Genomic DNA, 13488 nt, shown 5'->3' on the forward strand with positions numbered 1-13488 from the left:
CCCATGGGGGCGGGCGTCATGATTTCAAGAGCGCGAACTTACATCTATTTGCGCGTCCGCTATAATCCGCCAGTTTCTTTGTGATTTCGAGTGGGAACGCGGGGGCCGCTCAACTCCTGCCTGACCCTGCCATCTAATAATTGCGCGTAGTCCTGTACAAGTGACATCCGTGCCACAGGGCGACAGGGCCTTCGCGCCATGTTTCGAGGTAAGCATGAAGAAGTGGAGAGGGATACTCGGGGCTTGTGCATTGCTGATTGGCCAGGTGGCCGGCGCTCAGGTGCAAGACATGCCCGGCGGCCCGAAGGTCAATCAGCTTAACCTGCACGAAGGCGTCACACAGATCACCCGGGATGTCATGTGGTTGCACTGGATGCTGCTCACGATCTGTATCGTGATCTTCATCGGTGTCTTCGGAGTGATGTTCTACTCCATCTGGGCGCACCGCAAATCGCGCGGCCACCAGGCCGCCACCTTCCACGAGCACCTGGGCGTCGAAGTCGCCTGGACCGTCATCCCCTTCATCATCGTCATCGCCATGGCGCTGCCGGCCACCAAGACGGTCGTCGCCATGAAAGACACTTCCAGCGCCGACCTCACCGTGAAGGTCACCGGCTACCAGTGGAAATGGGGCTACGAATACCTGGACGGCGCGGCCGCCGGGGTCAAGTTCCTGTCCACCCTGGCCACGCCGCGCGCGCAAATCGAAAACCGCGAGCCCAAGGGCGAGTTCTACCTCATGGAGGTGGACAACCCGCTGGTGGTGCCGGTGGACAAGAAGGTCCGCGTGGTGCTCACCGCCGCCGACGTCATCCATTCCTGGATGGTGCCGGACTTCGGCGTCAAGCAGGACGCGATCCCGGGCTTTCTGCGCGACGCCTGGTTCCGCGCCGAGAAACCGGGCATCTATCGGGGCCAGTGCGCCGAGCTTTGCGGCAAGGACCACGCCTTCATGCCCATCGTAGTGGAAGTGAAGTCGCAGGCGGACTACGATAAGTGGGTGGGAGAACAGCAGAAGAAGATGGCGGCCAGCGCCGACGATCCCAACAAGGAGTGGACGGAGGCCGAACTGGTTGCCCGGGGCGAGAAAGTGTTCGGCGCCAATTGCGTGGCCTGTCACCAGGCCAACGGCAAGGGCGTGCCGGGCAGCTTCCCCGCGCTCGATGGAGACAAGATCGTGCTCGGCCCCAAGGCGGAGCAGATCAAGACCGTGCTGCACGGCCGGCCCGGCACCGCCATGGCGCCGTTCGGCGGCCAGCTCAACGACGTCGAAATCGCGGCGGTCATCAGCTATACGCGCCATGCCTGGAGCAATGCAGGCAAGGGGCAGGACCCGACGGTTCTTCCGAAGGACGTGGCGGCCGCGCGCTGATCGCGCGCTCCGCCCTCCCCAGGCAGGAACCGGTTCCGTTTAGTCGAGATACTTGGCCGGACCGCGCCAGGCGCGGCCGGCCCTCAGCAGGAAGGAGTCCATCATGAGCAGCGTCACTGTAGACCACGTGTCGCCGGGCCAGGGTCACCATGACCACCACCACCACGCCATGCCCTCGGGCTGGCGCCGCTGGCTGTTCGCCACCAACCACAAAGACATCGGGACGATGTACCTCATCTTCTCGTTCGTCATGCTGCTGGAGGGCGGCACGTTGGCCCTGCTGCTGCGCACCGAGCTGTTCGAGCCGGGCCTGCAGTTCTTCCGCCCCGAGCTCTTCAACCAGTTCACCACCATGCACGGCCTCATCATGGTGTTCGGCGCCATCATGCCGGCCTTCGTGGGCTTCGCGAACTGGATGATCCCCATGCAGATCGGCGCCTCGGACATGGCGTTCGCGCGCATGAACAACTTCAGCTTCTGGCTGCTGCCGGTGGCGGCCATCATGCTGACCACCTCGTTCTTCGTGCCCGGCGGCGCCACCGCGGCCGGCTGGACGCTGTATGCGCCGCTGTCGCTGCAGATGGGCCCGGGCATGGACCTGGGCATCTTCGCCATGCACATCATGGGCGCCTCGTCCATCATGGGCGCGATCAACATCATCGTGACCATCCTGAACATGCGCGCGCCCGGCCTCACGCTGATGAAGATGCCGCTCTTCTGCTGGACCTGGCTCATCACCGCCTTCCTGCTGCTGGCCGTGATGCCGGTGCTGGCCGCGGCCATCACCATGGTGCTCACCGACCGCCACTTCGGCACGGGCTTCTTCAACGCGGCCGCCGGCGGCGACCCGGTGCTCTACCAGCACGTGTTCTGGTTCTTCGGGCACCCCGAGGTGTACATCATGATCCTGCCGGCCTTCGGCATCGTGTCGGCCATCGTGCCGGCCTTCGCGCGCAAGAAGCTGTTCGGCTACGCCTCCATGGTGTACGCCACCGCCTCCATCGCGGTGCTGTCGTTCATCGTGTGGGCGCACCACATGTTCACCACCGGCATGCCCGTCACCGGCCAGCTCTATTTCATGTACGCCACCATGCTGATCTCCATTCCCACGGGGGTGAAGGTCTTCAACTGGGTGGCCACCATGTGGCGCGGCTCCATGACCTTCGAAACCCCGATGCTGTTCGCCATCGGGTTCATCTTCGTGTTCACCATGGGCGGCTTCACGGGCCTGATTCTTTCGGTGGCGCCCATCGACATCCAGGTGCACGACACCTATTACGTGGTGGCCCATTTCCACTACGTGCTGGTGGCCGGCTCGCTGTTCGCCCTGTTCGCGGGCACCTACTACTGGCTGCCCAAGTGGACCGGCCGCATGTACAGCGAAAAACTGGGCAAGCTGCACTTCTGGTCGTCGCTGATCTCCTTCAACCTGACGTTCTTCCCGATGCACTTCCTGGGCCTGGCCGGCATGCCGCGCCGCTACGCCGACTACGCCGCGCAGTTCACCACCTTCCACCAGATCGCCACCATCGGCGCGTTCTGGTTCGGGCTGTCGCAGCTCATCTTCCTGTGGGCGGTGTTGCGCTGCTACATGGGCAAGGGCGAGCGCGCCTCCGCCAAGCCGTGGGAAGGCGCCGAAGGGCTGGAATGGACCGTGCCGTCGCCGGCGCCGTTCCACACCTTCGAGACGCCGCCCGAAGTGAAGTGACGTGCCGCCGACCACCGACCCGGACCGCCGCGCCATGACGCCCGAACAACGCCGCCGCAACCGCATCGCGGGCCTGATCCTGCTGGCCTTCGTGGCGGCGGTGTTCGTCTGGACGCTGCTGCGGGGCTCCGCGCTGCTGGGCGGCGCGGCCATGGGGTAGCGCCATGAGCGAAGACCTGCGCGACACCGCCCAGCGCAAGCTGAGCTTCGTCCAGACGGTCAAGGCGGTGGCCTGGGCCTTTTTCGGCGTGCGCAAGGGGGCGGGCTACCGCGAAGACATCGCGCGGCTCAACCCGGTCTACGTCATCGTGGCCGGGCTGCTGGCCGCCGCGCTGTTCGTGACGGCGCTGGTGTTCATCGTGCGCTGGGCGGTGGCCAGCCTGAGCTGAGATTCGAACAACTTCAAATCAAACATCCGTACCAGGGAGAAAGCCATGAGTGCAAGCCACTCGGTTCAAGGTAAAGAGGCGCCGTACTACTACGTGCCCGCCGATTCCGGCCACCCCGTGCGCACGGCGCTGGCCCTGCTCTGCATGGGGCTGGGCGCAGCCGCCTGGATCAACGGCGTGGGCTGGGGCAAATGGCTGGTGCTGGCGGGGTTCATCGGCGTGGTGACGGTGCTGTATTTCTGGTTCGGCGACGCCATCCACGAGTCGGAGTCGGGGCTCAACAGCAAGCGCATCGACAACTCCTACCGCTGGGGCATGAGCTGGTTCATCTTCTCGGAGGTGATGTTCTTCGCGGCCTTCTTCGGCGCCCTCTGGTATGCGCGCACCATCACCACGCCGTGGCTGGGCGACATGGACCACAAGCTGCTGCTGTGGCCCGATTTCCAGGCCACCTGGCCCAACTTCGGCCCGGCCGGCGTGGTGGAGCACTTCCAGACCGTGGGACCGTTCTGGCTGCCCACCATCAACACGGCCCTGCTGCTCAGTTCCGGCGTCACGCTCACCATCGCGCACCACGCGCTGCGCGCGAATCACCGCGGCAAGGCCATCTTCTGGCTGCTCGCCACCGTGATCCTGGGGTTCGTGTTCGTGGCCTGCCAGGCCACCGAATACCACCACGCCTATACCGAACTGAACCTCAAGTTCAACTCGGGCGCATACGGCTCGCTGTTCTACATGCTGACGGGCTTTCACGGCTTTCACGTCATCATGGGCGCCACCATGCTGACGGTCATCCTCATCCGCCTGATCCGCGGCCATTTCACGCCCGATCATCATTTCGGCTTCGAGGGCGCGGCCTGGTACTGGCACTTCGTGGACGTGGTCTGGCTGGGCCTGTACCTGTTCGTCTACTGGATGTGACCTTCCCGGGCGGGGCGGGCCGCCGCCTTGGCCTACAATGCGTACCGCCGGGCGGCGCCTGCGCCGCCCGGCGCGTTCATCTGAGGCCCGTGCTCTCTATCCAGCCCATGTGATGGGCAAACAGCACGAAAAGAAAGAGCGCCACCGACAGCCCGATCCGCACCGTGAGCGCGTTGACCGTGCGATTGGTGGAACCCTTGTCGCGCATCAGATAGACCAGGGCGGACGCCAGGCTGGCCAGGATACCGATAAAGGCCAGTACGACGAATGCGCGCATATTGGTCTCCCCGAGTGGTTCTGCATTGATATGGACATGGCCCGACCGCACTCTTCCCGCACCACCGCCGCCGCCCTGCTGTTGCTGGGCGCCGCCGTGGCCGCGCTGGCGTCGCTGGGGCAGTGGCAATTGCGCCGCGGCGACGAGCGACGCGCCATTCTGGCGGCGATCGAGGCCGGCCGCAAGCAGCCGCCGCTGGACCTGACCCCGGCCACCCCGCCGGCCGAACTCGCCGCATGGCGGGCGGCGCGGGCCGCGGGCGTGTGGCTGCCGCAATTCAGTGTACTGCTCGACAACCGCAATCACGACGGCCGGCCCGGCTACTGGCTGGCCACGCCCATGCTGCTGGACGCCTCCACGCACACCGCCGTGCTCGTGCTGCGCGGCTGGCTGCCGCGCGTCATGGGCGCGCAGGCCGCTCCGGCGGCGCCGCCCGCGCCCTCGGGCGGGCAGACCGTCTCCGGCGAGCTGCAGCCGCGCGTGCCCCGGCTGTTCGAGCTGTGGTCGCTGGGCAGCGCGCCCGCCGGCCTGCCCGCCGCCTTGCCGCTGCCCGGCGGCGCGTTGCCCCAGGTGCAGAACCTGGCGCTGGACGACTACGCCCGCGCCACCGGCCTCACCCTGCTGCCGGCGGTGCTGAGCCAGACGGACGATGCCGCCGACGGCTTGGTGCGCGACTGGCCGCAGCCTTCGGTGGACTACCGCCAGAACATTTCCTACGCCGTGCAATGGTTCGCCTTTGCGGCGATCGCCGCCATCGCCTGGCTGGCGGTGCTGGCCGGCGCCATCCGCCGCGCCCGGCGGCGGCAGGCGCCTCCGGCCTGAGCGGCCGCCCGTCACGACGCGATTCCAGGATATTCCCGTGCCTCATTCACCCACTTCCTCCGCTGCGGCTCCCAGGCGTTCCCTGACGCCCATGCTGCTGGTGTTCCTGTGCTCGCTCGCGCCCATCGTCGCGGCGTTCGTGGTGTACCTGAATCCGCAGTGGTGGCCTTCGGAAAGCAGCAATTACGGAACCTTGATCGAGCCGCAGCGTCCCATGCCGGAGCCGGCCGGGTTGCGGCTGCGCACGCTCGACGGCCAGCCCTACGACCTGCGTCGCCTCGAGGGCAAATGGCTGCTCGTCGTCGCCGACGGCGCGGCCTGCCCGGAAAGCTGCGCGCGCAAGCTGTTCATCACCCGCAACACGCATGCCAGCCAGGGCAAGAACGTGGATCGCCTGGCGCGGGTCTGGTTTATCACCGACGACGCGCCGGTGCCGCAGAAGGTGCTGGATGCCTACCAGGGCACGGTGATGCTGCGGGCCGACCCGGCCGAGCTGGCGCGCTTCCTGCTTCCCGCGCAGGCGGGCGAGGGCGCGGCGGCGCTGGCGGCCCCGATCTGGGTGATCGACCCGCTGGGCAACCTGATGATGCAGTTCCCGGCCGATGCCGACGGCGTGAAGGTGCGCAAGGACATCAGCCGGCTGGTCTACAACTCGCGGATCGGGTGAGCAGGATTTGGCACATCGCGCTTTCAGCGGGTTTCGGTGGGGCGCCTGGAGTATTGAAGCAACAATGAATATGGAACGTATCAAGGCGCGCTACCGCAAGCTGGTTTTCTTCACGTGGTTCCTGACCCTGGACCTCATCATGTTCGGCGCCTTCGTGCGCCTGACGGATTCCGGCCTAGGCTGCCCCGACTGGCCCGGCTGCTACGGCAGCGTCACCCCGCTGGGCGCCATGGGCGACATCCACCAGGCCACGCAGGCCATGCCCTTCGGCCCCGTGACCCTGTCCAAAGCCTGGATCGAGATGATCCACCGCTACGTGGGCTCCATCCTGGGCATGCTCATCATCGCCATCGTGTACATGGCGTGGCGCCATCGCCGCGCGCTGGGCCGCTCGCCCGCGCTGGCCACGGTGGCGCTGGTGGCGGTGTGCGTGCAGGGCGCGTTCGGCGCCTGGACGGTCACGCACCGGCTCATGCCGGCCGTGGTGACGGCTCACCTGGTGTTCGGGCTGTCGGTGCTCGCGCTCATGACCTGGCTCTCGGCGCGCGAGCGGCCGCACGCGCCGGTGCCCGCCGCCGCCCGGCGGTTCCGGCCCTGGATGATCGGCGGCTTCGCGCTGCTGCTGGCGCAGGTGACGCTGGGCGGCTGGGTCAGCACCAACTACGCCGCGCTGGCCTGCATGGACTTTCCCATGTGCCACGGCCAGTGGATCCCGGAAATGGATTTCCATGGCGGGTATTCCGTGATCCGCGGGCTGGGCGAATTGCCTTCCGGGGAGATGATCTCGCAGCCGGCGCTGACGGCCATCCATTGGGTGCACCGCAATTTCGCCTTCGTGGTGTTCGTATACCTGGGCGTGCTGGCCTGGCGCCTGCGCGCCGAGCCCGGCCTGCGCGGGCCGGCCACGCTGATGCTGGCGCTGCTGGCGGCCCAGCTCTTCACGGGCCTGACCACCATTTTCTTCCAGTGGCCGCTGCTGATCGCCGTATTGCACAATGGCGGAGCGGCCGGGTTGACGCTGGCCGCCGTGGTGCTGCTGGTGCGCCTGGCGGGGGCGGGAAGCGTCCCTGATTCGGCGCGCGTTTAAAATGGGGCCCATCATGTCCAGTCTCGCCGCTTCCCAAACCGGATTGCTCCGCCAGTATTTCGTCCTCACCAAGCCGCGCGTCACGCAGCTTGCGGTGTTCTGCGCGGTCATCGGCATGTTCCTGGCCGTGCCGGGCGTGCCGGACCTGGGCAAGGTGTTTTTCGGCACCGTGGGCATCTGGCTGCTGGCGGCGGCCGCCTTTGCCATCAACTGCCTCATCGAGCAGGAAGTCGATGCGCGCATGCTGCGCACGGCGCGCCGCGCCACCGCGCGCGGCACGATCTCCGCCTTCCAGGTGCTGATGCTGTCCGGCCTGCTGGGCGGGGCGGGCATGCTGGTGCTGTACCGGCTGGTCAACCCCCTCACCATGTGGCTGACCTTCGCCACCTTCGTGGGCTACGCCATTATCTACACCATCATCCTCAAGCCGCGCACCCCGCAGAACATTGTCATCGGCGGGCTGTCGGGCGCCATGCCGCCCGCGCTGGGCTGGGCCGCCGTCGCCGATTCCGTGCCGGCCGAGGCCTGGGTGCTGGTGCTCATCATCTTCATCTGGACCCCGCCGCATTTCTGGGCCCTGGCGCTGTACCGCAACCACGACTACGCCAAGGCCGGGCTGCCCATGCTGCCCGTCACGCACGGGCAGCAGTTCACGCGCCTGCACATCCTGCTCTACAGCATTGCGCTGCTGGCCACCACGCTGCTGCCCTACGCCATCCGCATGAGCGGCGAGCTCTACCTGGCCGCCGCGCTGGTCCTGGGCGGCATGTTCGTCGCCCGCGCATGGCGGCTGTACCGCGCCTACAGCGACGAGCTGGCGCGCGGCCTGTTCCGTTTTTCCATCCTCTACCTGGCGCTGCTGTTCGGCGCCCTGCTGGTGGATCATTGGTTCGCCCTGCTGGGCTGACCGGAGGTTGTCGATGCATTCCCTGTTTTCCGCCGGCCGCAGGCTCGCCTTGCGGCTGGGCGCGGCCACGCTGGTCGCCGCCGCGCTGGCCGCCTGCGGCGAAAGCAAGCCCGTGTTCAAGGGCAGCGACATCAGCGGCACTCAGCTGGGCAAGGGCCTGGAGCTGGTCGATTTCAATGGCAAGACCCGCCATTTGTCCGATTTCTCGGGCAAGGTCGTGGTTGTGTTCTTTGGTTTCACCCAGTGTCCCGACGTATGCCCCACGTCGCTGGCCGAGCTGTCGGACGTCATGCAGAAACTCGGGCCCGATGCCGACCGCGTGCAGGTGCTGCTGATCACCGTGGATCCCGAGCGCGACACGCCGGAGATCCTGCGCCAGTACGTCACGGCCTTCGACCCGCGCTTCCTGGGCCTGACGGGCACGGCCGACCAGATCAAGAAGGCGGCGGCCTCGTTCAAGGCCTATTACGCCAAGTCGCCCACCAAGGACGGCGGCTACACCATGGACCATACCGCCGCGTTCTACCTGCTGGACGGCAAGGGCGAATCGCGGGTGCTGGCCAACAATACCCTGGGCGCGGATGCCCTGGCGCACGATATCCAGGCGCTGCTCAAGGCACAGTGAGGCGCACCCCCATGGCCCGCCCGAGTCAGGGCCGCGTCGCGGCCCAGGCCTGCAGCGCCGCGCGGGCGGCGTCCTCGAACTCCGCCAGCGCCATTTCGCGGCGCCCCTCGATGATCATCAGCGCGTAGGGCGTGGCCAGCGCGGCCGCTTCCGCGCACAGGCGTGATTCGTCGCCCACCGAAGGCGAGCGCTGGCGCCAATAATTGATGGCGGCTTCGAGCTGGGGCAGGGTCACGGAGTCCATACGGCTATTGTGCACGTTTGGATCGCGGCGGAAAGCCCCCGTCCGGGGCCTTGCAAAGCGTCACGATCGCAACACGCCGATACCCCGCGCCAGTGCTATACCACTGCCCGTCAGTGTCGTTGGAGCATCCACATGAATCCTGCCACGCAATCCGGTTCCCCGCGCCGCGGGCTCCATCCCCTGGTGGCGTCCGCCGCCGTATCCATCATTATCCTGAGCGCCGTCGCGGTCGCCGCCATGCTGGGCTGGCTGCCCTCGATCTCGGCCAATCCCCAGGCCGAATCGGCGCAGTCCGGTCCCGAGGCCGCCAACCTGGCCCCCGCGCCGCCCGCGCCCGGGGCTCCCGCACCGGCCCAGGCTCAGGCCCAGATTCAGGCCCAGACTCAGGGCGCCCCGGCCGCGCGCGCGCCGGCGCAGGCGGCTTGCGGCACCTGCGGCGTGGTCGAGTCCGTGCGCGAAGTCCGCGTGCCCGCGCAAGATAACGGCGACCATCTCATCGGCACCATTGCCGGCGGCGTCGCGGGCGGCGTGGTCGGCAACCAGTTCGGCGGCGGCCACGGCAAGACGGCGCTCACCGTGCTGGGCACGGTCGGCGGGGCTTTGGCAGGCCGCGAAGTTGAGCGTAATATCAGACAGCAACAAACAGTGACGCACTATGAGCTCACCGTGCGCATGGGCGACGGCAGCAAGCGCCAGTTCCGCAGTGCGCAGCCCTTCGCCTTCGCCTCCGGCGACCACGTGCGCGTGGAAAACAATCAGCTGCTGTCCGGATGGTGAGCCCGGATCGCGGCGTCTTCGATTCTTGGGGAGACCTGGAATGAGCGATCAACACAGCAACCCGTTCGTCCTGCCGGGCTTGGGCCAGAGCTCCGAACTGTCCGGAAACCCGCTGCTGGCGAGCATGGAAATGATGCGCCAGGCCTGGGCCGGCCTCACCGGCCCAGGCGGGCTGGCCAGCAGCCTGCCCATCGCTCCCCCCATGAACCTCGAAGAACTCGACCGCCGCATCGCCGAGCTGCGGTCGGTCGAAAACTGGCTGCGCATGAACCTCTCCATGCTTTCGAGCACCATCCAGGGCATGGAAGTGCAGCGTTCAACCATCAGCACGCTGCGTGCATTCGTCGACAGCGCGGCCAATCTCGACATGAGCGCCGTGCGCGACAGCGGCGCGGCCTCGCCGCTGGAAGTGGTGCTGGGCATCAAGCCCGCGCCGCGCCAGGCCGAGGCCGCCGCGCCCGAGCCGGACAAGGCGGGCGGGGAGGGCGGCGCCGCGCAGGCCGGCGCTTCGGCGCAGCCGCCCGGCCCCGGCATGAGCGAGCAGATGGGGCAGGCGGCGCAGTCGGCCTCCAAGGCGTGGTGGGATCTCCTGCAGCGGCAGTTCAGCCAGATCGCGGCGGCCACGGCCGCTACCATGCCCTCGGCCCAGGCCGCACAGCCGCCGCAGGCGGCGCAAGGCGCGGCGGCCGGCGCGCAAACCCGGCCCGCGTCCAAGACGCAGTCCAAGGCGGCCGCCAAAACGGCCTCCAAGGCAGCCCGCAAGTCCGCGCCGCGCGCCAGGAAGAACGGCGCGCCTTCCGGCCCGACCTGATTTTTTCAATCCAGGCGCCACCGGCCCGCGAGGGCCGGCGCGGCGCGTTTCAACGAGAATCTATGCTCAATGTAGTGATACTTGCCGCCGGACTGGGCAAACGCATGCAGTCCGATCTTCCCAAAGTGCTGCACACGCTGGCCGGCAAACCCATGCTGGCCCACGTGCTCGACAGCGCGCGCCAGCTGGAGCCCGCCCGCATCGTCGTGGTGGTGGGCCACGGCGCCGAGCGCGTGCGCCAGGCGTTCGAAGGCCACGCTGACCTGCACTTCGCGCTGCAGCAGCCCCAGCACGGCACGGGCCACGCGGTGCAGCAGGCCGTGCCGCAACTGCTCGAAGGCGATGGCAAGGACGATGTCACCCTGGTGCTGTACGGCGACGTGCCGCTGGTGCAGCCGGCCACCCTGCAGCGCCTGCTGCAGGCGCGCGGCGACGGCATGGCGGTGCTGACCGAGGTGCTGGAAGACTCCACCGGCTACGGCCGCATCGTGCGCGACGCGCAGGGCCACGTGGCGCGCATCGTGGAGCACAAGGACGCCACCGAGGCCGAACGCGCCATCAAGGAAGTGAACACCGGCATTCTGGCCGCGCCCACCGCCTGCCTGAAAGACTGGCTGGGCCGCATCGGCAACAACAATGCGCAGGGCGAGTACTACCTGACCGACACCGTGGGCCTGGCCGTGGCCGATGGCGTGACCGTGGGCGCCGCCCAGCCGGGCGCCGCCTGGGAAACGCTGGGCGTGAACAGCCGCGTGCAGCAGGCCGAGCTCGAGCGGCGCTGGCAGGGCGAGCAGGCGCGCCGCCTGCTCGAAGCCGGCGTTACGCTGGCCGATCCCGCGCGCTTCGACCTGCGCGGCTCGCTCGTCTGCGGCCGCGACGTCTTCATCGACGTGGGCTGCGTGTTCGAAGGGCAGGTCACGCTGGGCGACGGCGTGCGCGTCGGCCCGCACTGCGTGCTGCGCGACGTGTCCGTCGACGCGGGCACGCACATCGAGGCCTTCAGCCATCTGCACCAGGCCGAAGTGGGCCGCGACGCGCGCATCGGTCCGTATGCGCGCCTGCGTCCGGGCGCCGAGCTGGGCGACCGCACCCACGTGGGCAACTTCGTCGAAATCAAGAAAAGCGTGCTGGGCGCCGACAGCAAGGCCAACCACCTGGCCTACATCGGCGATGCCGACGTGGGCCAGCGCGTCAACGTGGGCGCGGGCACCATCACCTGCAACTACGACGGCGTGAACAAGCACCGCACCGTCATCGAAGACGATGCCTTCATCGGCTCCGACACGCAGCTCGTGGCGCCCGTGCGCGTGGGCCGCGGCGCCACGCTGGGCGCGGGCACCACGCTCACCCGCGACGCGCCGGCCGATAAGCTGACCGTCTCGCGCGCGCGGCAGGTCACCGTCGAGGGATGGCAGCGCCCGGTCAAGAAATCGTGACCGCCCCACAGGAAAAGGCGGGCGCCGTGCATGCGGGCGCCGTGCATACGGGCGCCGTGCATACGGGCGCCGCGCATACCGGCCCCGGGCGGGCCGGGGCGGCGCCGGACGGCCTGCCCACGCCGCGACGCTACTGGGCCGCGGCCACCGTCATGACGGGCATCAGCCTGTCGGTGCTGGACACCACCATCGCGAACGTGGCGCTGCCCACCATCGCGGTGGACCTCAATGCCGCGCCCGCGCAGGCGGTGTGGATCGTCAACGCCTACAACCTGGCCGTGGTCACCATGCTGCTGCCCATGTCGGCGCTGGCCGAGCGCATCGGGTTCCGCCGCATGTTCACCTTCGGCCTGGTGCTCTTCACGCTGGCCTCGCTGGGCTGCGCGCTGGCGGGCACGCTGGTGCAGCTCACCTTCGCGCGCATGTTCCAGGGCGTGGGGGCGGCCACCCTCATGTGCCTGTTCGGCGGGCTGGTGCGCAACATCTATCCCCTGAAGCTGCTTGGACGGGGCATCAGCATCAACGCCACCACGGTGGCGGTGATGTCGGTGCTCGGCCCCACCGTGGGCTCGGCCATCCTGTCGGTGGCGCCCTGGCCCTGGATCTTCGCGGTCAACCTGCCGATCTGCGTGCTGGCCATGTTCGGCCTGCGCCATCTGCCCGAAGTGCCGCGCAACAACGTCAGGCTGGACTGGATCAGCGCGCTGCTCAGCATGGTGACGCTCGGCGTGTTCATTTCCGGCGTGGACATGATGGGGCAGGATCTGCTGCGCGGCATCGGCATGGTGGCCATCGCCACCGTGTTCGGCCTGTTCCTGGTGCGGCGCGCCTCGCGGCAGCCCGCGCCGCTGGTGCCGGTGGACCTGCTGCGCATCCGGCCGCTGGCCTACGCGGTGGGCGCATCGGCCTGCACGTTCGCGGCGCAGATGGCCTCTTACGTGTCTCTGCCGTTTTACTTCCAGCAGGTGCTGGGCCGGCCCTACCTCGAGGTAGGCATGCTGATGGGCGCCTGGCCGGTGGGCACCGCCATCATCGCGCCGCTGGCGGGCCGGCTGTCCGACCGCTATTCCGCCGCCACCCTCAGCGGCGTGGGGGCGGCCACCATGGTGGCCGGCATGCTCTGGCTGGCCGCGCTGCCCACCGATGTTTCCAACGCGCCCATCCTGGCGGGCATGTTCGTGGCCGGAGTGGGCTTCGGGTTCTTCCAGACGCCCAACAACCGCGCACTGCTTTCGGCGGCCCCGCGTGCGCGCAGCGGGGCCGCGGGCGGCCTGCAGGCCACCACGCGCGTGTTCGGGCAGAGCTTCGGCACCGCGCTCGTGGCCATCGCCTTCGGCCTGAGCGTGGCGCACGGCCCCAGCCTGGCCCTGTTGCTGGGCACGGCCTGCGCCGCCATGGCGGTGGCGGTGAATACGGTGCGTTTCACCCGCCTGCGTCCCTAGGGT

The 13488-nt window shown here is 68.2% G+C and carries 16 protein-coding genes; 14 read left to right on the top strand and 2 right to left on the bottom strand.

Annotation, left to right across the window (positions count from 1 at the left end; genetic code table 11):
• The first annotated feature begins 214 nt into the window (after nucleotides 1-214).
• The 5 genes from coxB to NGJ44_RS06505 all read left to right on the top strand — a co-directional run bounded on the left by coxB (nucleotide 215) and on the right by NGJ44_RS06505 (nucleotide 4390).
• The gene (gene coxB, locus NGJ44_RS06485) at nucleotides 215-1372 is read left to right on the top strand and encodes a cytochrome c oxidase subunit II (protein ID WP_053246308.1); all 1158 of its coding nucleotides are present in this window, start codon (nucleotides 215-217) and stop codon (nucleotides 1370-1372) included.
• Nucleotides 1373-1475: 103 nt separating this feature from the next.
• A complete protein-coding gene (ctaD, locus tag NGJ44_RS06490) occupies nucleotides 1476-3080 on the top strand; it encodes a cytochrome c oxidase subunit I (RefSeq protein WP_251863459.1) in 1605 nt (534 codons plus the stop codon).
• A 34-nt stretch (nucleotides 3081-3114) separates the two neighbouring features.
• On the top strand, nucleotides 3115-3240 hold the full coding sequence (locus tag NGJ44_RS06495) for a cytochrome oxidase small assembly protein (protein WP_152968154.1): 126 nt from the start codon (nucleotides 3115-3117) through the stop codon (nucleotides 3238-3240).
• A gap of 4 nt (nucleotides 3241-3244) precedes the next feature.
• The gene (locus NGJ44_RS06500; protein ID WP_053246310.1) at nucleotides 3245-3469 is read left to right on the top strand and encodes a DUF2970 domain-containing protein; all 225 of its coding nucleotides are present in this window, start codon (nucleotides 3245-3247) and stop codon (nucleotides 3467-3469) included.
• Between the two features lie 45 nt (nucleotides 3470-3514).
• Entirely contained in the window at nucleotides 3515-4390 is an 876-nt protein-coding gene (locus tag NGJ44_RS06505; RefSeq protein WP_053246296.1) for a cytochrome c oxidase subunit 3, read from the top strand.
• Nucleotides 4391-4466: 76 nt separating this feature from the next.
• Here the strand turns inward: NGJ44_RS06505 and NGJ44_RS06510 are convergent, their stop codons facing one another.
• Complete coding sequence (locus NGJ44_RS06510; protein ID WP_082308510.1) at nucleotides 4467-4667, bottom strand: twin transmembrane helix small protein; 201 nt, start codon at nucleotides 4665-4667, stop codon at nucleotides 4467-4469.
• Nucleotides 4668-4703: 36 nt separating this feature from the next.
• On the opposite strand from NGJ44_RS06510, the gene NGJ44_RS06515 reads away from it, so the two are divergent.
• The 5 genes from NGJ44_RS06515 (at nucleotide 4704) to NGJ44_RS06535 (ending at nucleotide 8775) form a co-directional block, all read left to right on the top strand.
• Nucleotides 4704-5489, top strand: coding sequence for an SURF1 family protein (locus tag NGJ44_RS06515; protein WP_251863460.1), 786 nt, complete (start codon nucleotides 4704-4706; stop codon nucleotides 5487-5489).
• 91 nt (nucleotides 5490-5580) lie between these two features.
• Nucleotides 5581-6156 carry an SCO family protein gene (locus NGJ44_RS06520; RefSeq protein ID WP_251863564.1) on the top strand — a complete coding sequence of 192 codons (576 nt, stop codon included), beginning with the start codon at nucleotides 5581-5583 and terminating at the stop codon, nucleotides 6154-6156.
• 70 nt (nucleotides 6157-6226) lie between these two features.
• Entirely contained in the window at nucleotides 6227-7243 is a 1017-nt protein-coding gene (locus tag NGJ44_RS06525; RefSeq protein ID WP_251863461.1) for a COX15/CtaA family protein, read from the top strand.
• A 13-nt stretch (nucleotides 7244-7256) separates the two neighbouring features.
• Entirely contained in the window at nucleotides 7257-8150 is an 894-nt protein-coding gene (gene cyoE / locus NGJ44_RS06530) for a heme o synthase (protein ID WP_053245140.1), read from the top strand.
• 13 nt (nucleotides 8151-8163) lie between these two features.
• Complete coding sequence (locus NGJ44_RS06535) at nucleotides 8164-8775, top strand: SCO family protein (RefSeq protein WP_053245136.1); 612 nt, start codon at nucleotides 8164-8166, stop codon at nucleotides 8773-8775.
• Nucleotides 8776-8800: 25 nt separating this feature from the next.
• Here NGJ44_RS06535 and NGJ44_RS06540 read toward each other — a convergent pair whose 3' ends face one another.
• On the bottom strand, nucleotides 8801-9019 hold the full coding sequence (locus NGJ44_RS06540) for a DUF3717 domain-containing protein (RefSeq protein ID WP_053245137.1): 219 nt from the start codon (nucleotides 9017-9019) through the stop codon (nucleotides 8801-8803).
• Nucleotides 9020-9151: 132 nt separating this feature from the next.
• On the opposite strand from NGJ44_RS06540, the gene NGJ44_RS06545 reads away from it, so the two are divergent.
• From NGJ44_RS06545 to NGJ44_RS06560, 4 genes are all read left to right on the top strand, one after another.
• On the top strand, nucleotides 9152-9796 hold the full coding sequence (locus NGJ44_RS06545; RefSeq protein ID WP_251863462.1) for a glycine zipper 2TM domain-containing protein: 645 nt from the start codon (nucleotides 9152-9154) through the stop codon (nucleotides 9794-9796).
• A gap of 40 nt (nucleotides 9797-9836) precedes the next feature.
• Nucleotides 9837-10607, top strand: a complete 771-nt coding sequence (locus NGJ44_RS06550; protein ID WP_251863463.1) for a PhaM family polyhydroxyalkanoate granule multifunctional regulatory protein — start codon at nucleotides 9837-9839, stop codon at nucleotides 10605-10607.
• Between the two features lie 62 nt (nucleotides 10608-10669).
• Nucleotides 10670-12043, top strand: coding sequence for a bifunctional UDP-N-acetylglucosamine diphosphorylase/glucosamine-1-phosphate N-acetyltransferase GlmU (glmU, locus tag NGJ44_RS06555; RefSeq protein WP_251863464.1), 1374 nt, complete (start codon nucleotides 10670-10672; stop codon nucleotides 12041-12043).
• A 56-nt stretch (nucleotides 12044-12099) separates the two neighbouring features.
• Complete coding sequence (locus NGJ44_RS06560; RefSeq protein WP_053245139.1) at nucleotides 12100-13485, top strand: MFS transporter; 1386 nt, start codon at nucleotides 12100-12102, stop codon at nucleotides 13483-13485.
• The last annotated feature ends 3 nt before the right edge of the window (nucleotides 13486-13488 follow it).

This window comes from Achromobacter sp. Marseille-Q4962 (assembly GCF_943737005.1).
Lineage (GTDB): Bacteria > Pseudomonadota > Gammaproteobacteria > Burkholderiales > Burkholderiaceae_B > Achromobacter.